The sequence below is a fragment of the Kitasatospora brasiliensis genome (genome assembly GCF_032654805.1).
In the GTDB taxonomy this organism is placed as follows: domain Bacteria; phylum Actinomycetota; class Actinomycetes; order Streptomycetales; family Streptomycetaceae; genus Kitasatospora; species Kitasatospora brasiliensis.
Map to the genome: position 1 here is coordinate 116,355 of NZ_JAUOOW010000004.1, position 21,188 is coordinate 137,542.

Consider the following 21,188-nt stretch of genomic DNA (forward strand, 5'->3'; position numbering starts at 1 on the left):
GTCATGTGTGCAGCGTGTGTGCAGCTCAGGGGCCGTGCACGGGCCTCTTCGACGCCATGGGACGATGGTCTCCATGCCAGCGACGCCGACGCCGAGTGCCCCGAACGGACGGTACAACCGTCCGGATGCCTCGATGTCCCTGCTGACCAACGTGATGGACCACAGCCTGGACGAGGGCTACGCGGAGGCGGCCGCCGCGCGCGGCGGTGCCCGCGACAGCCGGATGCCCGGCACCCTGCCGGGCCTGCTCACCCTGGGGGCGGGGCTGGCCCTGGTCGGCGCGGTGGTGACGGTCGGCGCGGTGAACGCGCACAAGGCCGAGCCGACGCTGGCCAAGGAACGGGACGCGCTGATCCACCGGATCAACGACAGCAACACCTCGGCCGACCACTTGCAGAAGCAGGTGCAGGAGCTGCGGCTCAAGGTCGACAACACCCAGCAGCAGGCACTCGCCTCGGGGGACGGTGACTCCGGCGGGCTGACCGGGGCCGTGGGCCTCGGCGAGGTCACCGGGCCGGGCTTGAAGCTGGTCCTGGAGGACGCGGCCGGTACCGGCCACGGCGGCAACGTCGACCCGCGGGCCGGGCAGGGGTTCTCCAACAGCGGCCGACTGCGGGACCGCGACCTCCAGCTCGTGGTGAACGGCCTCTGGGGCTCCGGGGCCGAGGCGATCGCGATCAACGGCCAGCGGCTGACCGCGCTGTCCGCGATCCGGGCCGCGGGCGAGGCGGTGCTGGTGGACAACCGGCCGCTGGTGCCCCCGTACAACATCCAGGCGATCGGGGACGGCTCCAAGCTCCTCGGCGCCTTCGAGAAGGACATGGCCGGGCAGTACCTGCGGCTGCTGCAGGAGCAGTACGGCATCAAGTCGACGCTCTCCGCGCAGAAGAGCCTGACGCTGCCGGCCGCGGTGGGGGTGACCCTGCGGACCGCGCAGCCGGTGGCCTCCGAGCCCTCGCCCGCGGAGGCCCCGCCGGCTCAGAGCGGCGCCGTGTCGGCCGGAGCCGGAACCCCGCAGAGCCCTGGCGCGTCCGTCTCACCATCGGCCTCGTCTTCCACATCCGCCTCGCCGGCCGCGACCGGCGGCAGCCCGAGCGCCAAGCGGCGTCCGACGACCGGAGCCGCCAAGACCACGACAGGGACAGGAGCAGCCAGACCGTGATTGCCGTACTGGGTCTTGTGATCGGGGTGGTCGTCGGCCTCTTCGTCCAACCCGAGGTGCCGGACGCTGTCGTGCCCTACCTGCCGATCGCGGTGGTGGCGGCGTTGGACGCGGTGTTCGGCGGTGTCCGGGCGATGCTCGACGGGATCTTCAACGACAAGGTGTTCATCGTGTCGTTCCTGTCCAACGTGGTGGTCGCGGCGCTGATCGTCTTCCTCGGCGACCAGCTGGGCGTCGGCTCGCAGCTGTCCACCGGTGTGGTCGTCGTCCTCGGCATCCGCATCTTCTCCAACGCGGCCGGGATCCGACGCCATGTCTTCCGCGCCTGAGCCGGGCCGCGAGGCGGCGGAGGAGAAACCGGAGTCCGCGGCGGCCGAGCAGGAGGCCGGGACGCCCGGCGGAAAGCCGGACGGGAAGGCTGCCGCGAAGGGCGCCGAGGCGCCCGACCCGGGGCCGGACGGGGAGTCCGGGCCGGATGGTGCGGCGGAGGCGGACGAGGCTGCTGAGGCGGCCGGGAAGACCGCCGAGGCGGCCGAGGCCGAGGAGGCCTCGGCGGGGAAGCCTGACGCTAAGGCTGAACTTGAGGGCGCTTCGATCTCCGAGCCGACGCTGCGGCTCACGAAGGCGATCGAACCGGCACCCGAGGCCGTGTCGGAGGCCAAGGGCAAGCCTGAGCCCGAACCTGAGCCCGAACCTGAACCCGAGACGGTGGCCGAGCCGGAAGCGGAGCCCGAGCCGACCGTCGAGGAGGCCGCCGAGCAGCCGTCCGGTCCCGACCGGAACGCCGGCCGGCAGCGGCTGAAGGCGGCACTCTGGCCGCCGCGGCTGTCCCGAGGGCAGCTGGTGGTGGCGCTGCTGCTGTTCTCGCTCGGTCTGGCGCTGGCGATCCAGGTGCGGTCGACCAACGACCACCACAGCCAGCTGCGCGGAGCCCGCCAGGAGGACCTGGTGCGCATCCTCGACGAACTGGACAGCCGTCAGCAGCGTCTCCAGCAGGAGAAGACGGAGCTTGAGCAGTCCCTGGCGAAGTTGGAGAACAGCTCCAACCAGGCCAAGGAGGCCCAGGAGCAGACCAGGAAGAAGATGACGGAACTCGGCGTGCTCGCCGGTACCGTCAAAGCCACTGGTCCGGGCATCGTACTCACGGTCGATGATCCCCAAGGGCAGGTGAAGGCAGATATGCTGCTGGACACCCTGCAAGAACTTCGAGCGGCGGGGGCGGAGGCGATTCAGATCAACGATGTGCGCGTGGTGGTCAACACCTACTTCACCGACCAGTCGGGCGGCGGGGTGCAGATCGACGGGAAGAAGGTCTCGCAGCCCTATCGGTTCACCGTCGTCGGAAACCCGCAGGACCTGACACCCGCGCTGAACATCCCGGGAGGTGTCGTCCGCACCCTGGAGAACAACCAGGCGCGGGCGACGATCGCCCAGCAGCAGAAGGTGGTCGTCGACGCCCTCGTGGACCCGAAGTCACCGCAGTACGCCAAGCCGGCTTCGAAGTGACGGGGCGCCCGACGAACGGCCCGTCAAGGGCGGGCGGCACCCGCCGCGAGGCGTCGCCGTCACATGGGCGAGACTGGTTCGCACCAGTACGCTCCGTAGCAACAACCGCAGCACCAGCCGTCGGAGTACCACTCCGGCGGGGCCGAGCCGCAGCATCCGGGCTCGCAGTATGTCCGAGGTTCTCACCCTGCCCCGCGGGCGGGTCTGTCACACGCAAGGGGATTCGCCCGTGAGTTTCTTCTCGAAGTTGTTCGGTCGCAACAAGGGTCGCGACGCGGCCGCCGTCGAGGCGCCCACCGCACGTCACCGCCGGCCCGAGGACGAGGCGGCCGTGCCCGGCATGCGCCCCGCTCCCGAGGCCGGGCCGTACGCAGGTCAGCAGCTGTACCGGGACGGCGGCGCCGCCCAGTACGCGGGGAATCAGGCGGGCTACGGCGCGTCGGTTGACCCCTCCGGCGAGCCGCGCATAGGTTTCCCGTCAGGACCCTCAACCTCTGGTGGAGGGTTTGCTCCGGATCCGTACGCCGGGCACAACCCGTCGGGTGTGCCGCGCCAGGAGGCTGTGAACATGGCTGGCCCCACTCCCTGCCCCCGGTGCGCCAACCCGAACCCGGCCTCGGCCCGGTTCTGCTCCAACTGCGGGGCGGCGCTGCGCGGTGGCCTGCTCCCGGAGGGGGCGGCGGAGACCACGTCGACCATCTCCATCTCCGGCCTGGAGTCGTACGACCCGAGCGCCACGACCGGCACCGGCGCCACTCCGGCCCTGTCGGCCGAGGTGCTGTCGGCGATCGACGCGCTGCCGCCGGGCTCGGCCCTGCTGATCGTGCAGCGCGGCCCGAACTCGGGCAGCCGCTTCCTGCTGGACTCGGACGTCACCACGGCCGGGCGTCACCCGCAGGGTGACATCTTCCTGGACGACGTCACGGTCTCGCGCCGCCACGTGGAGTTCCGCCGCACCCCGGCCGGCTTCAGCGTCGCGGACGTGGGCAGCCTCAACGGCACCTACGTGAACCGGGAGCGGATCGACGAGGTGGCGCTGAACAACGGCGACGAGGTGCAGATCGGGAAGTACCGGCTGGTGTTCTTCGCCGGCCACCACCGGGGGTACTGAAAACGACGCAGGCAGGAGCCCGAGTGAATACGAACATCCCTTCCTCTTCTCTCGGGGCGGCCACTCCAACCCCGTCCGGTCCGCACGCGGACCGCGGCGGGCGCGGGGTGGTCGCGGGCCCGCGGCAACCGGTCCGGGCGGAGCGCCCAGCCGGGCGTCGGCGCGGCGGTGACGAACTGCTGAGCATCGGCGCGGTGCTGGCCTTCCTGCGCGACGACTTCCCCGAGGTCACCATCTCCAAGATCCGCTTCCTGGAGGCGGAGGGACTGGTCGAGCCGCAGCGCACGCCCTCGGGGTACCGCAAGTTCAGTCCGGCCGACGTCGAGCGGCTGGCCTACGTCCTGCGCATGCAGCGGGACCACTACCTTCCACTGCGGGTGATCCGCGAGCACCTGGACGCCATCGAGCGCGGTGAGAACCCGCCCGCGCTGCCCTCCGCCGACACCCGGCCCGGGCCGCTGGAGGAGGCGGACCGGGAGTTGGTGGCCGCCGGCGAGGTGCCCTCCGGGGTCCGGCTGGGGCGCGCCGAGCTGCTGGCGGCGGCCGAGGCCGGGGAGCCGGAGCTGGCCGAGTGGGAGTCCTACGGGCTGGTCGCCCCGGGCCCGGACGGCGGGTACGACGGTGAGGCGCTCCAGGTGGCCAGGCTGGTCGCGGAGCTCGGCCGGTACGGTCTGGAGCCCCGGCACCTGCGGGCCATGAAGGCGGCGGCGGACCGCGAGATCGCGTTGGTGGAGCAGGTGGTGGCGCCGCTGCGCCGGCACCGCAACCCGCAGACCCGGGCGCACGCGGAGGCCACGGCCCGGGAACTCGCGACGCTGTCCGTGCGGCTGCACGCGGCGATGGTCCAGGCCGGTCTGCGAAACCGCGGATAGCGGCCGCGGCGCCCATCGGGCGCCGGACGCACCCCGCTGACCAGCGGCGTCGGCCCTGCGCTTTCATATCCGGGAGCGGAGCCATAGGGTTGCCTGTGTGAATGAGCTCGACGTCGTGGGTGTCCGGGTGGAGATGCCCTCCAACCAGCCGATCGTGCTGCTGCGGGAGGTCGGGGGAGATCGCTACCTGCCGATCTGGATCGGCCCCGGCGAGGCGACCGCGATCGCCTTCGCCCAGCAGGGCATGACGCCGGTGCGCCCGCTGACGCACGACCTGTTCAAGGACGTCCTGGAGGCGCTCGGCCAGCAGCTCACCGAGGTCCGGATCACCGACCTGCGGGAGGGCGTGTTCTACGCCGAGCTGGTGTTCGCCGGCGGGGTCGAGGTCAGCGCCCGGCCGTCCGACGCCATAGCGCTGGCGCTGCGCACCGGCACGCCGATCTACGGGAGCGAGGAGGTGCTCGCCGAGGCGGGCATCGCGATCCCGGACGAGCAGGAGGACGAGGTCGAGAAGTTCCGGGAGTTCCTGGACCAGGTCTCGCCGGAGGACTTCGGGGGCGGCGGCCCGCAGTAGCGGGGGCCGGTGCGGGGGCGACGGTACGGCCTTTGGGCCGCCGTTTTGCGAAAGAACGCCCACTTACCCACACTAGGGGCACGAAAAACCACTCTCCTGAGTGATGTGGTTTGCCTGACCCGGCGTGGCGATCGTTGACGGGTCATAGGGGACTGCCTACCGTCAGCAGGAGTGGCTGTCCGGGTGGCCGATGCCCGCAGTCGGGTTGCCCGCAGCACAAGTGGACGGAGGCAGGCATGAGCAGCACCGGCGATGACGCGGTGGTGGGAGGCCGGTGCGCCGTGCACATGCCGCGCACCGCTCGTACCGTCACGGATCTGCCCCGGGTGGGCAGGTTTCCGGCCGTACAACCGGGCCAGCCGGCCATCGAGCGGCTGGCCCCGACGTCCGACCTTCTCGGCTTCCGCGGCCCGACGGCCTGTGCGGCGGCCGGCATCACCTACCGCCAGCTGGACTACTGGGCCCGGACCGGACTGCTGGAGCCCAGCGTCCGCACCGCGTACCCGTCGACCAGCCAGCGGCTCTACAGCTTCCGCGACATCCTGCTGCTGAAGATCGTGAAGCGGCTGCTCGACGCGGGTGTCTCGTTGCAGAACATCCGGGTGGCGGTCGCCCACCTCCAGGCCGCCGACTCGGCCGACCTGGCCGGGATGACGCTGATGTGCGACGGTGCGACGGTCTACGAGTGCACCACGCCGCAGCAGGTGGTGGACCTGCTGAAGGGCGGTCAGGGAGTCTTCGGCATCGCGGTGGGCGCGGTCTGGCGGGAGCTGGAGCTCACCCTCGGGCGACTGCACGCCGAGCGCACCGACACCGGCGAGACGCTGGTCGGCCACGACCCGGCCGACGAGCTGGCGCAGCGGCGCAACCGGGCGGTCTGAACAGCCGATCGACGGGGCCGCGGGCCCGGACGGGGAACCGTTCGGGGCCGCGGCCCCGTCGTTTTGCCTGGTTGACGTGATCGGACGTGATCGAGGGAGGGCACGTGGAGGTCGGCACCGGGATGATGGGGCTGCTGCGGCGCAGGGCCGGACTGCTGGGGGCGCGGCTGCGTCAGCGGTCGACGCAGCGCAGGGTGTTCCAGGTCGGGACGGTGCTCTGCTCGCTGGCACTGGCGCCGAGCGCCTGGGTGTGGTTCTCCGCCGGGGACCGGGTCGGCACGGTCGCGAGCGCGCCCGCCGCGCCCGTCGCGGTGGTCTTCGGCGCCGGGCTGGACCAGGGCAGGCCCTCTCCGTACCTGGAGCACCGGCTGGTCGCGGCGCTGGACCTGTACCGGGAGGGGAAGGTGCGGGCGATCCTGGTGACCGGGGACAACGGGCGGGTCGAGTACGACGAGCCCGACGCGATGTACACCTACCTGACCCAGCACGGGGTGCCCGAGGACCGGGTGGTCCGGGACTACGCGGGCTTCGACACCTGGGACTCCTGCACCCGGGCGCGGCGGATCTTCGGGGTGGACCGCGCGGTGCTGGTCAGCCAGGACTTCCACGTCCGCCGGGCGCTGGCGCTGTGCGAGGCGGCGGGCATCCGCTCGTACGCGGTCGGGGTGCCGGAGCCGCACGACGTGACCTGGCTGTACGGCGGGCTGCGGGAAGTCGCCGGGGCGGGCAAGGCGGCGGCCAACGCCTGGCTGCGGCCGGACCCGGTGTTCCTCGGGCCCCGGGAGGACGGCATACCGAAGGCGCTGGCCGAGGCCGCGGGGAAGTAGCCGGCGGGGCGTCCGGCGGCCGGGTTCGTACGTACTGTCGGACCCGTGCGCGATGATCGGCGGGTGCGATCTCTGCCGAGCATCATCCACCTCGACATGGACGCCTTCTTCGCGGCGGTGGAGCAGGCGGCCAAGCCGAGCCTGCGCGGCAAACCGGTGGTGGTCGGCGGGCTCGGCGGGCGCGGGGTGGTCGCCACGGCCTCGTACGAGGCGCGGAAGTTCGGGGTGCACTCGGCGATGCCGATGGCGCAGGCGCGCCGGCTCTGCCCCAACGCCGCCTTCCTGGTCGGGCGGTTCGAGGCCTACCGGCAGAACAGCGAGATCGTGATGGGGCTGCTGCGGCAGCTGTCCCCGTTGGTGCAGCCGCTCAGCCTGGACGAGGCCTTCGTGGACCTGGAGGCCGGTCCGTACGGCCCGGTGCTGGCGGAGACGGACCACGAGACCGGCGAGCGGCTGGTGCTCGCCCTGGCGGAGGACCTGCGGGCGGACATCGAGCGGCTGACCGGGTTGACCGGCTCGGTCGGGGCGGCCGGCTCCAAGCTGATGGCCAAGATCGCCTCCGAGAAGGCCAAGCCGAACGGGCTGGTGCTGATCGAGCCGGGGCAGGAGCGGGCCGTGCTCGGCCCGATGCCGGTGCGGGCGCTGCCCGGGATCGGGCCGGCCACCGAGCAGGTGCTGCGCCGGGCCGGGCTGAACACGGTGGCCGACCTCGCGGAGGCGGGAGAGGCGGAGCTGGTGCAGCTGGTCGGGCGGGCGCACGGTGCCGGGATCTTCCAGATGTCCATAGGACTGGACGAGCGGCCGGTGATCGCCGACCAGGACGCGAAGTCGGTGTCGGTGGAGGACACCTACGAGGTGGACCTGACGGACCGGGAGCGGGTGCTGCGCGAGGTGGAGGCGCTGGCCGCCCGGTGCGTGCGGCGGCTGCGGGCGGCCGGGCGCTCGGGGCGGACGGTGGTGCTCAAGGTCCGGCGGTTCGACTTCTCGACGCTGACCCGCTCGGAGACGCTCGGCGGGCCCACCGACGACGAGGCGGTGATCACCGCCACCGCGCGTCGGCTGGCCGAGCAGGTGGACATCACCGGCGGCGTCCGGCTGCTCGGCGTCGGCGTCGCCCAGCTCGCCGACTACACCCAGGAGGACCTGTTCGCGCAGGCGCTCCGGGAGGAGGCCGCCGAGCAGGCCGAGGAGGCGGCGGCCGCAGCGGCCCTTGCGGCCTCCGATGCCTCGGACGCCCCGGCGGTTCCGGCGGAGGAGGACGCGGAGGCCGCCGTGGTGCGGCGCTGGCTGCCCGGACAGGACGTGCGGCACACCGAGTTCGGTCCGGGCTGGGTGCAGGGCAGCGGCGTCGGGAGGGTCACCGTGCGGTTCGAGACGCCGTGGAGCGAGCGGGGGCGGGTGCGGACCTTCGCGATGGACGACCCGGCGCTCGAAGCGGCTCGGCCGCTGCCGCTGCGGCAGGTCCAGGGCGGGGAGGACGAGGAGCACGAGACGGGCCCGAGTGGCTGAGACGGACCCGGGTGGCTGAGGAAACGAAAGCGGCCCCACCCGGTGGGGGAGTACCGGGTGGGGCCGATCACCGTGCCGGCTCCGTACGTTCGTGATGCCCTCGCGACGTACGGAGGCCGGGTGCCCCGCGCCCTGTCCCTGAGCGCGGGGGCCGGACGCCTCGTCAGGCGTCGGTCTTGACCAGCTCGGGGCTGGAGCTCTGTTGGGCCGAGCCGCCGACGACGGTCGGGGCGGCGGCCGACTTGACGCCGCGGATCAGGAACGGGACGACGCCGGCGACGATGCAGACGACGGCCGCGGTCCAGAACGCGTGCTTGTAGGCGTCCAGGGTCGGGAAGGTGAACGGGATCTGCGGCGGCAGCTTCATGGTGTCGCCGGTCAGGATGGCGGCCATGACGGCGGTGCCGATCGCGCCGCCGACGGTGCGCAGCACGGCGTTCATGCCGTTGGCGATGCCGCTCTGCTCGGCCGGGACGGCGCCGTTGATGTAGGCCGGCATCGCGGAGAACGCGAGGCCGATGCCGAGGCCGAAGATCGCCGAGGCGGTGTAGATGTCGGCCTCGTGGCTGTGGCGTACGGCCAGGTAGGCCATCGCGACGGCGCCGAGGACGCCACCGAGGACCAGCGGCAGGCGCGGGCCGCGGCGGCCGATCAGCAGGGCGCCGAGCGGGGCGGCGACCATCGAGCCGAGGGCGGACGGCAGCAGCATGACGCCGGCGTGCAGCACGGTGGCGGTGAAGCCGTAGTGGGTCAGCTTCTCCGGGGTCTGGGCGAAGTTGCTGATGACCATGAACGAGCCGTACATGCCGAAGCCGATGAGCAGGCCGGCCAGGTTGGTGAAGGCGACGGCCGGGCGGGACATCATCTTCATGTCCACCAGCGGGTGCGCGACCTTGGACTCGATGATCACCCAGACCAGGGCGACCACGGCGGCGACGGCGAACAGGCCGAGGGTCTTGGTGGAGGTCCAGCCCCAGTGGTTGCCCTGGCTGACCGCGACCAGCAGCGCGGAGAGCCAGCCGGCCAGGGTGAGGGCGCCCAGCGGGTCGGCGCCGCCGTCCTTGTCGACGACCGGGTCGGACGGGACGCGGAAGGCGACCAGGGCGACCGCGAGCAGGCCGAAGAGGAGGCCCATCCAGAAGATCGACTTGTAGCTCCAGTGCTCCAGCAGGAGACCGGTGGCGACCAGGCCGAGGCCGGAGCCGACGCCCATCGAGGCGCTGATGGCGGCGACGCCGCCGGTGACCTTCTGCTTGGGCAGCTCGTCCCGGACGATGCTGATCGCCAGCGGCAGCACACCGCCGCCGGCGCCCTGGAGGACGCGGGCGACGACCAGCCAGGTGAAGGAGTGGGTGCTGACCGCCAGGGCCGAACCGGCGACCAGTCCGGCCAGCGAGATCAGCAGCATCGGCTTGCGGCCCCGGAGGTCGCCGAAGCGGCCCAGGAGGGGAGTCAGCACGGCTGCGGAGAGCAGGTTGGCGGTCATCAGCCAGGTGATGCTGGAGGCGGAGACGTCCAGTTCCTTGGCCAGCGACGGCAGGATCGGGACGACCGCGGTCTGCACCACGCTGAACGACAGCATCGCCAGGATGAGGGCCGGCAGGACCCGGGCGTTGCTCTGCTTCTCGGCCGCGGTGGTGGGCTGTGGTGCCTCACTCACGGTTGCTTCCTCCCGTACATAGTGAATGAACTGAAGTAACTTTGCAGGGGATACTTCAGAGTGTCAAATATCGAGTGGTTAAGCTTTGGCAAAGGGGAAGGGTCGGGTACGCGACAAGAGGTGCGGGGGTGTGGTGGCACGGCCAGGGCCCCGGACGGGTGTCCGGGGCCCTGGCCGTGGGGTGCCGTCAGGTGAGGTCGCGGGGGGTGTCGGTGGTCGGGTCGGTGGGGGAGGCGGGGGTGGTGGTGTCGTGGACTTCGATGTGCTCGCGGCGGACCTCCTCCCGGATCACCTCCTCGGTGGTGTAGCGCTCGACGACGAGGCGGACCCGTTCGACGGGGGCGAAGCGCTTGCGGATCACCGGGCGTTCCTCACGGAGAGTGACCTCCTCGACGGCCTCGGCGATCTCCTTGTCGGTGAGGCCCGCGCGCTCGGCCTCGCCGACCGGCATCCGCTCGACCCGGACGCGCTCATGCACCAGCGGGATGCGGCGCTCGACCTGTTCGGTCGTCACGTACCTGCGCAGCTTCGCGGTGCCGATGGTGTGCCACTCGGTGGTGATGTCCAGCCGTTCCTCACGGCAGGTGATCTCGACCGGGCTGCTGGTGGTCGCGGCGGCGGGCGTGGGAGCGGGTTGCGCCTGGTGCTTCGGCTCCACGATGGGGGCCGCGGCCGCGGGCGCCGCTGCGGCGGCCGGCGCGGGGGTACCGAGGGGTCGCAGGTCGGCCTCCGCGGCGGCGGGAGTGGCGGCGGCCGGGATCGGGGCGGGCTCGGCGTGGCGCTCGGCGGTGTGGAAGGTGAGCGACTTGGCGGGGGCCGCCGCGGTCGTCGCGGCGGCGGCCGCGGTGGTGCCGAAGTCGAGGTCCGGCTCCTTGGCGCGGCTCCCGGCCTCGCCGCTCGGGTGACCGTCCGCCGGGGTGTCGAGCCCGTAGTAGCGGTAGAGCTGGAGCTCCTGGGCGGGGGAGAGGTGCTGGCCGACGCCGAAGTCCGGCGACTCCTTGACCAGCGACTTGTCGTACGGCACCCGGAGCTCGTCGCCGGCGAACTCACTCGTGGTCAGCGGGACGAAGGCGTCCCGGCCGAAGATGCCGGTCCGGACCGCGGCCCACTCGGGCCGGCCGGTGGCGTCGTCCAGGTAGACCTCGTCGACCGTGCCGATCTTGTCTCCGTTGCGGTCGACGGCTCTGTGGCCGATGAGGTCCCGGGGGTCGATGTCGGTCTGCACGCTTTCCTCCAGTGCGCTGCCAGTGCGCTGAGCCGCGGAACTCCGCAGGAAGGCGGCCGGAGCACCCGTTCCGTCCGCCACTTCATACCAAAAGCCATGAATCGGGCGGACGCGACCGGAGTGCGCCGGACGGGCTGCGCACTGGACCGTCCGAGGGGACGCGCGTAGACCCCGAACGACCTGATGCACCGGTGATCGGGGGGCCTCCCGCTGGTACCCTGGGCGGCGACCGCAGAGCCCGCTCGGGAGAGTCTTCGATCACGAAAACCGCTGGTCGGAGCGCCGAAGGAGCAACTCCTCCCCGGAATCTCTCAGGCATCCGTACCGTGTGGGGTAGGTCACTCTGGAAAGCAGGGCAGGAGTGTCGGCACGGGAGCCGGCGATCACCACCCTCACCGACGGTGCAAGCCGGCGGAGCGCCCACAGCGCCCCGTGCGGGTGAAGCTCTCAGGTCCCGATGACAGAGGGGGAGGCCTGTCGGGTTCGTCCGTCCAGGCTGGTCCGTCGCCCGCAGGGGCGAAGGCCGGCCCACGTACGTGCCCCAGCCGGTCCGTGACCAGGAGGCCTCGACCACCATGAACGCCCAGCCGAACGCGGGACGCCCCACCAGCGCCTCGACCCTCACCGAGCTTGAGCTGGCCAGCCCCTTCGAGAACCGCCACATCGGCCCCGACGCGGCCGCGCAGGAGAAGATGCTGGCGTCCGTCGGCTACGGCTCGCTGGACGAACTCGCCGCCACCGCGGTGCCCGAGGCGATCCGTTCCATCACCGCCCTGGACCTGCCCGCGGGCCGGACCGAGGCCCAGGTCCTGGCCGAGCTGCGCGAGCTGGCCGGCCGCAACCAGGTGCTCCAGCCGATGATCGGCCTGGGCTACTACGGCACCTTCACCCCGCCGGTGATCCTGCGCAACGTCATGGAGAACCCGGCCTGGTACACGGCCTACACGCCGTACCAGCCGGAGATCTCGCAGGGCCGCCTGGAGGCGCTGCTCAACTTCCAGACCCTGGTCTCCGACCTGACCGGCCTGCCGACCTCCGGCTCCTCGCTGCTGGACGAGGGCACCGCCGCCGCCGAGGCGATGGCGCTGGCCCGCCGCGTCACCAAGGTCAAGGGCGGCGTCTTCCTGGTCGACGCCGAGACCCTGCCGCAGACCGTCGCGGTGATCAACACCCGTGCCGTGCCGACCGGCGTCGAGGTCGTCGTCGCCGACCTGTCCGAGGGCATCCCGGCCGAGATCGTCGAGCGCGGCGTCTTCGGCGTGCTGCTCCAGTACCCCGGCGCCACCGGTGTCGTGCGCGACCTCACCCCGGTGATCGAGCAGGCGCACGGCCTGGGCGCGATCGTCGCCGTCGCCGCCGACCTGCTCGCGCTGACCCTGCTCAAGTCCCCGGGCTCGCTGGGCGCCGACATCGCCTGCGGCACCTCGCAGCGCTTCGGCGTGCCGATGGGCTTCGGCGGCCCGCACGCCGGCTACCTGTCGGTGCGCTCCGAGTACGCCCGCTCGCTGCCCGGCCGCCTGGTCGGCGTCTCCGTCGACGCCGACGGCAACCGCGCCTACCGCCTGGCGCTCCAGACCCGCGAGCAGCACATCCGCCGCGAGAAGGCCACCAGCAACATCTGCACCGCCCAGGTGCTGCTCGCCGTGATGGCCTCGATGTACGCCGTCTACCACGGTCCGGACGGCCTGGCCGACATCGCCCGCCGCACCCACCGCTACGCCGCCGCCCTCGCCGAGGGCCTGCGGGCCGGCGGCGTCGAGCTGCTGCACGGCGAGTTCTTCGACACCGTCACCGCCGTCGTCCCGGGCCGCGCCGCCGAGATCGCCGCCGCCGCCCGCGCCAACGGCATCAACGTGTACCAGGACGGCGAGGACCGGATCTCGGTCTCCACCGACGAGACCACCACCCGCGAGCACCTGGCCGGCGTCTGGGCCGCGTTCGGCGTCGAGGGCGTGGAGATCGCCGAGAGCGCCGAGGCGCTGCCGGCCGCGCTGCTGCGCGAGGACGAGTACCTGACCCACCCGGTCTTCCACAGCCACCGCTCGGAGACCGCCATGCTGCGCTACCTGCGCCGCCTGTCGGACCGGGACTACGCGCTGGACCGCGGCATGATCCCGCTGGGCTCCTGCACCATGAAGCTCAACGCCACCACCGAGATGGAGGCGGTGACCTGGCCGGAGTTCGGCCAGCTGCACCCCTTCGCTCCGATCGACCAGGCCCAGGGCTTCCTGACCCTGATCCGCCAGCTGGAGCAGCAGCTGGTCGAGGTGACCGGCTACGACGCCGTGTCAATCCAGCCGAACGCGGGCTCGCAGGGCGAGCTGGCCGGTTTGCTGGCCGTGCGCGCCTACCACCACGCCAACGGCGACACCCAGCGCGACGTCTGCCTGATCCCGTCCTCGGCGCACGGCACCAACGCGGCCTCCGCGGTGATGGCGGGCATGCGCGTGGTCGTGGTGAAGACCCTGGTCGACGGCGACGTGGACGTCGAGGACCTGAAGGCCAAGATCGAGCAGAACCGCGACAACCTCGCCGTTCTGATGGTCACCTACCCGTCCACCCACGGCGTGTACGAGACCCAGATCACCGACATCTGCGCCCTGGTGCACGAGGCCGGCGGTCAGGTGTACGTGGACGGTGCCAACCTGAACGCCCTGGTCGGCCTGGCCAAGCCGGGCAAGTTCGGCGCGGACGTCTCGCACCTGAACCTGCACAAGACCTTCTGCATCCCGCACGGCGGCGGCGGCCCGGGCGTCGGCCCGGTCGCGGTGCGCGCCCACCTGGCGCCGCACCTGCCGAACCACCCGCTCCAGGCGGAGGCCGGCCCGGCCACCGGTGTCGGCCCGATCTCGGCCGCGCCGTGGGGCTCGGCGGCCATCCTGCCGATCTCCTGGGCGTACGTCCGGCTGATGGGCGGCGAGGGCCTCAAGCACGCGACCCAGGTCGCGGTGCTGAACGCCAACTACATCGCCAAGCGCCTGGCGCCGCACTTCCCGGTGCTCTACACCGGTCCGGGCGGGCTGGTCGCGCACGAGTGCATCATCGACCTGCGTCCGCTGACCAAGGAGACGGGCGTGACGGTGGACGACATCGCCAAGCGCCTGATCGACTACGGCTTCCACGCGCCGACGATGTCCTTCCCGGTGGCCGGCACGCTGATGATCGAGCCGACCGAGTCCGAGGACCTGTACGAGATCGACCGGTTCTGCGACGCGATGATCACCATCCGCGGCGAGATCGACAAGGTCGGCTCGGGCGAGTGGGCGGCCGAGGACAACCCGCTGCGCAACGCCCCGCACACCGCCGCCACGCTGGCCGGCGACTGGGCGCACGGCTACTCGCGGCAGGAGGCCGTCTTCCCGGCGGGCGTGAACCCGGCGGACAAGTACTGGCCGCCGGTGAGCCGGATCGACGGCGCGTACGGCGACCGCAACCTGGTCTGCTCCTGCCCGCCGCTGGACGAGTACGGCGTCTGACGGACCCCAGCGGTGACGCGGCAGGGCCCCGGCGGAGTTTCCGCCGGGGCCCTGCCCCTTCGTGCTGTTCTTCGTGCTGTTCCTGCTGTGGAGTCGGCGGCTGCCCCCGCCGTACGGTCGGACCGGGTGGTCAGGCCGCGTGGGCGACAGGGCGGCGCGGGGCGATCACCCGGCCGTCGGGCAGCAGTTCTCCGGTGTCCTCGAACACGACGACGCCGTTGCAGAGCAGGCTCCAGCCCTGCTCCGGGTGGCGGGCCACCGATTCGGCCGCCTCGCGGTCCTCGGACTCGGCCGACGGGCACTCAGGACGGTGCTGGCACATACGCGTACCCTCGCTTCGCTCTGCGATCCTCCCCGTGGGGCGGCCGCCGGAGGTGGTGCCGTCCGGGGCCGCCGCGGTAGTCGGATCCTGTCCGCGCGCCGACCAGGTGTGGACCGACGCTCAAGTGGGTAGGACAGGTGGTCCTTCCACGCTGGTTCCCAGTGTCGGCATCCGCGGACCCGCGCGCAGGGATTTCGTGACATGCGCCACAACTCCTGGGCAGAGATCACCCGTTCAGGTGGGGCCGACGGGGTGGGGTGCGCCAGTGGGCCAGCCGGGGCATGACCCGTTGGGGTCATGGCGGATGGCCCGGCCGGGTGGTCCCGTCCGGTGAGGTGTGCCGGGGGCATGGCCGGGGGCCGCCGGGCGGGTGGGCCCGGCGGCCCGTGGGGGTTGCGGCGGGTCAGGAGGAGCCGAGCAGCAGCGGTCGGGCGAGCGGGGCGCGGGCGAGCAGCGGCAGCAGTTCGGCGGCCGGGCTGGCGCGGTGCGCGGTGACGCCGAGCGGGGCCGGGGCCAGCGGGATCAGCAGGTCGCCGGAGGGCCCGGTGTCGGGGCTGTGCAGCCACAGCGCCGTGGCGTACTGGCCGGGGAAGGTCAGCAGTCGGGGCTGCCGGGGCGTCCGGGAGCTCTGGGCGAGCTGCCAGGCCTCGCGCAGCGCCCGGACCGTCGAGTCGAGGTACGGACCGGCGGTGAAGTGGGAGAAGGTGTGGCCCTCGGCACTCTGCACCACCTCGGCGGCGGCGGCCACCTCGGTGCCGTCCTTGATCAGGAAGCGCCATCCGGTGCGGCGGGCGGCCGGGAGCTCCGGGCGCGGGCCGTTCAGGACGTGCACCGCGAGCGGGTGGGCGGGGAGCAGGGGGCCGTTCGGATGGCGCAGCGCTGCGGCGGCGGGCTGGCGCAGCGCGGTCTCCGAGTCGAGCGCGCCCAGGACCGCGCGCAGCGCGCTCGGCGGGGGCTGGGGGGTTTGCAGAGTCATGGCGGGGTCCGCCTCTCCAAGCGAGATCGGCGTGCGAGTGCGGCATACCGGCGCGGCGCGGCGGCGCGTCATCGGTGACGGGGCCTGCCGGGTCCGGTTGTGCAGGATCGCGGTGCCGGCGCGGTCGCCGCCGTAGACGGGCTTCGGGGCAATGGCGGACCGGCCGGAGCGCTGTGCGAATTCGAACGGGTGCGCAGGGTGATCTGTTTATCACGGGCCGTGGTGACGGGCAAGTCTACAGTTCGTCTGATTTTCCGTCAGATGCCTTGCAATGCAAGCCAGTACAAGCGTTCGGGTATCGATCTTCGAGGTGGGCATATTGGTTGCACGGTCGGTCGACCGGGTGCTCGACGGGGTGGCTCTGGAGGAGGGGACCGTGGGCGAGAAGGTCGTGGCGACTCGGGCGGAACTGGCGGACCGGCAGCTGTACCGGCGCAAGCTCCAGGCGTGCCTCGAAGCGCTGGGACGGATGATCCGGGAGGACCGGTTCGACCGGCCGCGGGCGGTGATAGGCCTGGAGATCGAGCTCAACCTGTCCGACGAACAGGGCCTGCCGGCCATGAACAACGCGCAGGTGCTGAGCGAGATCGGCTCCAGCGACTTCCAGACCGAGCTCGGCAAGTTCAACATCGAGGTCAACATCACGCCGCACCGGCTCTGCGGGCACGTCTTCGAGGAACTGCGCGAGGAGATCGACACCGGGCTGCGCTACGCCGACCGGCGGGCGGCCGAGGCGGGCACCCGGATCGTCATGGTGGGCATCCTGCCGACGCTGGAGCACGCCCACACCGGGCTGGACTCGATGAGCCACAACCAGCGGTACAGCCTGCTCAGCGACCAGATCCTGGCCGCCCGGGGGGAGGAGATCGCGCTGGACATCGAGGGCGTCGAGCACCTCCAGCTGGAGTCGATCACCATGGTCGCCGAGGCCGCCGCGACCTCGCTCCAGCTGCACCTCCAGGTCACCCCGGAGCGGTTCTCCTCGGTGTGGAACGCGGCCCAGGCGCTCTGCGGGCCGCAGCTCGCGCTCGGCGCCAACTCGCCGTTCCTGTTCGGTCGGGAGCTGTGGCGGGAGACCCGTCCGGTGCTCTTCCAACAGGCCTGCGACACCCGTTCGGCGGAGCTCAAGGCACAGGGCGTGCGCCCGATCACCTGGTTCGGCGAGCGCTGGGTGGACTCGGCGTACGACCTGTTCGAGGAGAACCTGCGGTACTTCCCCGCGCTGCTGCCGATCTGCGACGACGAGGACCCGCTGAAGGTGCTGACCTCCGGCGGCGCGCCCAGGCTCGCCGAGATGCGGCTGCACAACGGCACCATCTACCGCTGGAACCGGCCGGTGTACGACGTCGCGGGCGGGGTGGCGCACCTGCGGGTGGAGAACCGGGCGCTGCCGGCCGGGCCGACGGTGGCCGACACCCTGGCCAACGCCGCCTTCTACTACGGGCTCGTGCGGGTGCTCGCCGAGCAGCCCCGGCCGATCTGGACCCGGCTGCCGTTCGAACGGGCGGACGAGAACTTCCGGCAGGGCGCCCGGTACGGCATCGACGCGGTGTTCCAGTGGCCCCGCCCCGGGCGGGCCGGGCGCGGCGGCGGGTTGCAGACGGTGTCCGCCGTCGACCTGGTGCTGAACGAGCTGCTCCCGATGGCCTACCAGGGACTGGACGAGTGGGGCGTGGAGCCCGCCGACCGGGACCGCTACCTGGGCATCATCGAGCAGCGCTGCCTGCGCCGCACCAACGGCGCGTCCTGGCAAGCCGCGACCTTCCACCGGCTGCGCGAGCAGTACGGGATGGACCGGCCGGCCGCGCTCGCGGCGATGACCAGGCGCTACGCCGAACACATGCGCGGCGGCGAGCCGGTGCACACCTGGCCGGTGGCCTAGGCGCCCGTCGGGGCCGTGCGGCGGTTGTGTCAGGATGATCGCTCCGGCGGTCGGCCGACGGCCGGAGCGACCGCCCGTCCGCTGGAGCCCCCGTGACGACCGTCCCGACCGCGCCGGAGACCGCGAAGCCCACCCGTCGGCTGTTCGGCGTGGAGCTGCTGATCGTCCTCGGCCTCTCCCTCGGGGCCAGCGGGATCAGCGCGCTGATCAGCTTCACCGGCTCGCTCACCGAACCGCTCAAGCTCGGCCAGCAGGTCGCCACGCTGAACGGCTCGCGGGCGCCCGGGCGGCCCTGGCTGGACCTGGTGTGGCAGCTGTACTACATCGGGCGCGGGCTGATGCCGGTGGTGCTGGTCGGCTACCTGCTGGTGCGCGAGGGCGTCGCGCTGCGGGTGCTGGGCTTCGACCTCGGGCAGAAGCCGCGCGACCTCGGCCGGGGCGCCGCCGTCGCGGCCGCGATCGGCGGGTCGGGACTGGCGCTCTACCTGGCCTCGCAGGCGGCCGGGTACAACCTGACGGTGGCGCCGTCCGGGCTGCCGGACGTGTGGTGGCGGGTGCCGGTGCTGGTGGCTTCGGCCTGGCAGAACGCCATCCTGGAGGAGGTCGTCGTCCTCGGCTACCTGCTGCGCCGGGTGGGGCAGCTGGGGTGGTCCTGGCTGGCCGCGGTGGTGGCGAGTTCGGTGTTGCGCGGCTCGTACCACCTGTACCAGGGGGTCGGCGGGCTGGTCGGCAACATGGTGATGGGCGTGGTGTTCTGCCTGCTGTACCGGCGCTGGGGGCGGGTGATGCCGCTGGTGGCGGCGCACGCGCTGATCGACACGGTGGCCTTCGTCGGGTACGCGCTGCTGGCCGGGCACGTCAGCTGGCTGCCGACCCCCTGACCGACGGCGCCGGGCCGCGCGGCGGGCGGGCGAGCAGCCGGTCGACGTGCCGGCGCCCCAGGCCCTGGCCGGGGTCGACGCGCAGCAGCAGGCGGTCCCGGCGCCACCGGGAGCGGCGGACCAGGCGCGGCGGGATGACGTCGTCCACCCAGGTGAACGGCCGGCCCCCGGCGTAGCGCAGCAGCGGGGCCCACTTGGCGGCGGAGAACAGCTGAGCGGGCGCACGCGGGCGCACGCGGTGGTCAGGAGGCGAGGGTGGGCTCCTGGACGGCCACCGGTGCGCCCGGCGTGCCGCGACGGCTCAGCCGACGCACCTGCGGGTCCACCAGGACGGCCACGCTGAGCACCAGGCAGGCGGCGGCACAGGCCCAGAGCGCGCCGGACAGTCCGAGTGCCACGGCGGCGGGGCCGGCCAGCGCGGTGCCGATCGGGGCCAGCGAGTAGGAGCCGAGTTCGTCGTACGCGGTGACTCTGGAGAACATCTCCTCGGGTATCTCCTGCTGGAGCGCGACCATCCAGTTGACGCCGAAGACGGTGACGCCGACGCCGGACAGGAACATCGCCACCACCAGCAGCGGCAGCGACACCTCGGCGGCGAGGGCCAGGGCGGGCACGCCGAACAGGAAGACCCCCCAGTTGCCGACCAGCAGGATCCGGCGGGGGCGCCAGCGCGTCATCAGCACACCGGTGGCCACCAGGCCGACGCCGTACGCGGACATCGCCAGGCCCCAGGCGCCCGCGCCGCCGAGCCGTTCCTTGGCGGCGGCCGGCCCGTACACCGACTCGACCGCGCTGACGCAGGCGAGCAGGACGGAGAACTGGAGCACGATCACCCAGAGCCAGCGGCGGGAGGTGAACTCCCGCCAGCCCTCGCGCAGGTCGCGCAGCATGCTGGAGCCGGAGGGGGCGGGGGCCTGCTCCGGCTCCAGGAAGAAGCGCAGCGCGGCGGCGACCAGGAAGCAGAGGGCGTCCAGGGCGAGCACCCAGCCGGGGCCGACGGCCGCGGTGAGCGCGCCGCCGAGGGCGGCGCCGCCGATCTGGGAGGCGTTGAGTCCCATCCGGAAGACCGCGAAGGCGCGCGCGGCGTGCTCCTGGGGGACGGCCTGCATGATCATGCCGCCGGAGGCCGGGGCGTAGAGGGCGTAGCCGGCCCCGCCGGCCGCGGAGAGCACCAGCAGCTGCCAGAGCGGGACGTCCCCGGCCAGCACCAGCGCGGCCAGGACGGCCTGGGAGACCCCGCTGAACACATTGGCGGCGACCATGATCAGGTGGCGCGGCAACCGGTCGGCGAGGGTGCCGCCGAGCAGCATCAGCAGCACCATGGGCACCAGGCGGGCGGCGGTGACGTAGCCGACCTCGGTGGTGGTGCCGCCGGCGCCGAGCACGGCGAAGGCGGTGGCGATGGGGGCGCCGGCGTTGCCGAGGCCGCTGATCACGGTGGCGGAGGTCTGGATGCGGAAGTTGCGGCTCGCCCAGGCGAAACGGCGGGGGTGCGGGGGAGGGATTGGCACCCGGAGACTATGCCGAAAGGTCGTACAGGTGTCCATCCCGTTTTCGTACCGGAGCCCGGAGCGGTTCAGCCGAGGTGGCCCCAGAGGAAGGTGAGGGTGCGGCGCCAGGCGATCCGGGCCTGGAGGGGGTCGTAGGTGCCGATCAGGTTCTCGTCGTTCATGAAGGCGTGCCCGGCCGGGTAGAAGTGGATCTCCGGACGGACGTCGGTGGCCTCGCCGATCCGGATCGCCGCCTCGTCCACGGCCGTCATCGGGATCGAGCCGTCCAGCTCGCCGAAGTGGCCGAGCACGTGGGCGGTCAGGCCGCGGTAGTCGAAGTCCGGGTCGGGCGGCAGGCCGTAGAACGGGACCACGGCGGCCACCTTGTCGCCGGCCCGGGCGGCCAGCAGCAGGGCGAAGCCGCCGCCCATGCAGAAGCCGACCACGCCGACCGCGTCGCCGACCACCCCGTCCAGCGCGAGCAGGTGGTCGACGGCCCCGGAGAGGTCCGCCACCGCCCGGTCGACCGGGAGTTCGCGCCTGAACCGGGCCGCCTCGGCGCTGTCGTGGGTGGTGGCGCCGCCGAACAGGTCGGGGGCGAGGACGGTGAAGCCCTCGGCGGCGAAGCGGTCGGCCATGGCGGCGATGTGCGAGGTGAGCCCCCACCACTCCTGCACCACCACCAGGCCCGGGCCGACGCCCTGCGGCGGACGGGCCAGGTAGCCGTGCGCGGTACGGCCGTTGCTCGGGAAGGTGACGTTCTGCCGGGAGCCGCCCTGGTCAGGCATGGCTTCCTCTCGGTGGGTCGGGCCGCGCGCGGCGGGGGTGCGGGTC

19 protein-coding genes and 2 riboswitches are annotated in these 21,188 nt (G+C 72.5%); of the genes, 12 read left to right on the forward strand and 7 right to left on the reverse strand.

The window, feature by feature from the left end; all coding sequences use genetic code 11:
* Nucleotides 1-73 precede the first annotated feature (73 nt).
* The 9 genes from QWJ13_RS16645 (at nucleotide 74) to QWJ13_RS16685 (ending at nucleotide 8,442) form a co-directional block, all read left to right on the forward strand.
* Nucleotides 74-1,162, forward strand: coding sequence for a DUF881 domain-containing protein (locus QWJ13_RS16645; protein WP_316525320.1), 1,089 nt, complete (start codon nucleotides 74-76; stop codon nucleotides 1,160-1,162).
* Nucleotides 1,159-1,491, forward strand: a complete 333-nt coding sequence (locus QWJ13_RS16650; protein WP_316525322.1) for a small basic family protein — start codon at nucleotides 1,159-1,161, stop codon at nucleotides 1,489-1,491. The genes QWJ13_RS16645 and QWJ13_RS16650 overlap by 4 nt, the downstream gene beginning before the upstream one ends.
* Nucleotides 1,492-1,756: 265 nt before the next feature.
* A complete protein-coding gene (locus QWJ13_RS16655) occupies nucleotides 1,757-2,668 on the forward strand; it encodes a DUF881 domain-containing protein (RefSeq protein ID WP_316525995.1) in 912 nt (303 codons plus the stop codon).
* A 568-nt stretch (nucleotides 2,669-3,236) separates the two neighbouring features.
* The gene (locus QWJ13_RS34370) at nucleotides 3,237-3,779 is read left to right on the forward strand and encodes a double zinc ribbon and FHA domain-containing protein (protein WP_432277538.1); all 543 of its coding nucleotides are present in this window, start codon (nucleotides 3,237-3,239) and stop codon (nucleotides 3,777-3,779) included.
* A gap of 179 nt (nucleotides 3,780-3,958) precedes the next feature.
* Nucleotides 3,959-4,651 carry a transcriptional regulator FtsR gene (gene ftsR / locus QWJ13_RS16665; RefSeq protein ID WP_316525996.1) on the forward strand — a complete coding sequence of 231 codons (693 nt, stop codon included), beginning with the start codon at nucleotides 3,959-3,961 and terminating at the stop codon, nucleotides 4,649-4,651.
* A 97-nt stretch (nucleotides 4,652-4,748) separates the two neighbouring features.
* The gene (locus QWJ13_RS16670) at nucleotides 4,749-5,225 is read left to right on the forward strand and encodes a bifunctional nuclease family protein (RefSeq protein ID WP_030062493.1); all 477 of its coding nucleotides are present in this window, start codon (nucleotides 4,749-4,751) and stop codon (nucleotides 5,223-5,225) included.
* 236 nt (nucleotides 5,226-5,461) lie between these two features.
* The gene (locus tag QWJ13_RS16675; protein ID WP_432277539.1) at nucleotides 5,462-6,106 is read left to right on the forward strand and encodes a MerR family transcriptional regulator; all 645 of its coding nucleotides are present in this window, start codon (nucleotides 5,462-5,464) and stop codon (nucleotides 6,104-6,106) included.
* Between the two features lie 122 nt (nucleotides 6,107-6,228).
* A complete protein-coding gene (locus tag QWJ13_RS16680; protein ID WP_432277553.1) occupies nucleotides 6,229-6,933 on the forward strand; it encodes a SanA/YdcF family protein in 705 nt (234 codons plus the stop codon).
* A 63-nt stretch (nucleotides 6,934-6,996) separates the two neighbouring features.
* A complete protein-coding gene (locus QWJ13_RS16685; protein ID WP_316525326.1) occupies nucleotides 6,997-8,442 on the forward strand; it encodes a DNA polymerase IV in 1,446 nt (481 codons plus the stop codon).
* Nucleotides 8,443-8,605: 163 nt separating this feature from the next.
* Here QWJ13_RS16685 and QWJ13_RS16690 read toward each other — a convergent pair whose 3' ends face one another.
* On the reverse strand, nucleotides 8,606-10,102 hold the full coding sequence (locus QWJ13_RS16690; RefSeq protein WP_316525327.1) for an MFS transporter: 1,497 nt from the start codon (nucleotides 10,100-10,102) through the stop codon (nucleotides 8,606-8,608).
* 187 nt (nucleotides 10,103-10,289) lie between these two features.
* Nucleotides 10,290-11,327, reverse strand: coding sequence for a PRC and DUF2382 domain-containing protein (locus QWJ13_RS16695; RefSeq protein ID WP_316525328.1), 1,038 nt, complete (start codon nucleotides 11,325-11,327; stop codon nucleotides 10,290-10,292).
* 233 nt (nucleotides 11,328-11,560) lie between these two features.
* Nucleotides 11,561-11,664: riboswitch (glycine riboswitch) on the forward strand.
* 1 nt (nucleotide 11,665) lies between these two features.
* Nucleotides 11,666-11,798, forward strand: a riboswitch (glycine riboswitch).
* A 104-nt stretch (nucleotides 11,799-11,902) separates the two neighbouring features.
* Here QWJ13_RS16695 and gcvP point away from each other — a divergent pair.
* A complete protein-coding gene (gene gcvP, locus QWJ13_RS16700; protein WP_316525329.1) occupies nucleotides 11,903-14,803 on the forward strand; it encodes an aminomethyl-transferring glycine dehydrogenase in 2,901 nt (966 codons plus the stop codon).
* 130 nt (nucleotides 14,804-14,933) lie between these two features.
* Here the strand turns inward: gcvP and QWJ13_RS16705 are convergent, their stop codons facing one another.
* Nucleotides 14,934-15,125: a DUF5999 family protein gene (locus QWJ13_RS16705; protein WP_316525330.1), complete on the reverse strand. Its 192-nt coding sequence runs from the start codon at nucleotides 15,123-15,125 to the stop codon at nucleotides 14,934-14,936.
* A gap of 403 nt (nucleotides 15,126-15,528) precedes the next feature.
* A complete protein-coding gene (locus tag QWJ13_RS16710; protein WP_316525331.1) occupies nucleotides 15,529-16,101 on the reverse strand; it encodes a hypothetical protein in 573 nt (190 codons plus the stop codon).
* Between the two features lie 376 nt (nucleotides 16,102-16,477).
* Here QWJ13_RS16710 and QWJ13_RS16715 point away from each other — a divergent pair, with 376 nt between their 5' ends.
* Together QWJ13_RS16715 and QWJ13_RS16720 are read left to right on the forward strand one after the other, a co-directional pair.
* Nucleotides 16,478-17,983, forward strand: a complete 1,506-nt coding sequence (locus QWJ13_RS16715; RefSeq protein ID WP_316525332.1) for a glutamate-cysteine ligase family protein — start codon at nucleotides 16,478-16,480, stop codon at nucleotides 17,981-17,983.
* A 92-nt stretch (nucleotides 17,984-18,075) separates the two neighbouring features.
* The gene (locus tag QWJ13_RS16720) at nucleotides 18,076-18,864 is read left to right on the forward strand and encodes a CPBP family intramembrane glutamic endopeptidase (protein WP_316525333.1); all 789 of its coding nucleotides are present in this window, start codon (nucleotides 18,076-18,078) and stop codon (nucleotides 18,862-18,864) included.
* Here QWJ13_RS16720 and QWJ13_RS16725 read toward each other — a convergent pair.
* The 3 genes from QWJ13_RS16725 to QWJ13_RS16735 all read right to left on the reverse strand — a co-directional run bounded on the left by QWJ13_RS16725 (nucleotide 18,842) and on the right by QWJ13_RS16735 (nucleotide 21,142).
* Complete coding sequence (locus QWJ13_RS16725; protein ID WP_316525334.1) at nucleotides 18,842-19,099, reverse strand: hypothetical protein; 258 nt, start codon at nucleotides 19,097-19,099, stop codon at nucleotides 18,842-18,844. The two genes, QWJ13_RS16720 and QWJ13_RS16725, sit on opposite strands and share 23 nt — an antisense overlap.
* A gap of 7 nt (nucleotides 19,100-19,106) precedes the next feature.
* Nucleotides 19,107-20,375: an MFS transporter gene (locus tag QWJ13_RS16730; RefSeq protein WP_316525335.1), complete on the reverse strand. Its 1,269-nt coding sequence runs from the start codon at nucleotides 20,373-20,375 to the stop codon at nucleotides 19,107-19,109.
* A 65-nt stretch (nucleotides 20,376-20,440) separates the two neighbouring features.
* The gene (locus QWJ13_RS16735; RefSeq protein ID WP_316525337.1) at nucleotides 20,441-21,142 is read right to left on the reverse strand and encodes a dienelactone hydrolase family protein; all 702 of its coding nucleotides are present in this window, start codon (nucleotides 21,140-21,142) and stop codon (nucleotides 20,441-20,443) included.
* Between the last annotated feature and the right edge of the window lie 46 nt (nucleotides 21,143-21,188).

Bases quoted from the DNA above. Each gene is read 5' to 3' on its own strand.
- QWJ13_RS16735 (WP_316525337.1), bottom strand. From the start codon at position 21,142: ATGCCTGACCAGGGCGGCTCCCGGCAGAACGTCACCTTCCCGAGCAAC.
- QWJ13_RS16675 (WP_432277539.1), top strand. From the start codon at position 5,462: ATGAGCAGCACCGGCGATGACGCGGTGGTGGGAGGCCGGTGCGCCGTG.
- QWJ13_RS16710 (WP_316525331.1), bottom strand. From the start codon at position 16,101: ATGACTCTGCAAACCCCCCAGCCCCCGCCGAGCGCGCTGCGCGCGGTC.
- QWJ13_RS16680 (WP_432277553.1), top strand. From the start codon at position 6,229: ATGATGGGGCTGCTGCGGCGCAGGGCCGGACTGCTGGGGGCGCGGCTG.
- QWJ13_RS34370 (WP_432277538.1), top strand. From the start codon at position 3,237: ATGGCTGGCCCCACTCCCTGCCCCCGGTGCGCCAACCCGAACCCGGCC.
- QWJ13_RS16705 (WP_316525330.1), bottom strand. From the start codon at position 15,125: ATGTGCCAGCACCGTCCTGAGTGCCCGTCGGCCGAGTCCGAGGACCGC.
- QWJ13_RS16645 (WP_316525320.1), top strand. From the start codon at position 74: ATGCCAGCGACGCCGACGCCGAGTGCCCCGAACGGACGGTACAACCGT.
- gcvP (WP_316525329.1), top strand. From the start codon at position 11,903: ATGAACGCCCAGCCGAACGCGGGACGCCCCACCAGCGCCTCGACCCTC.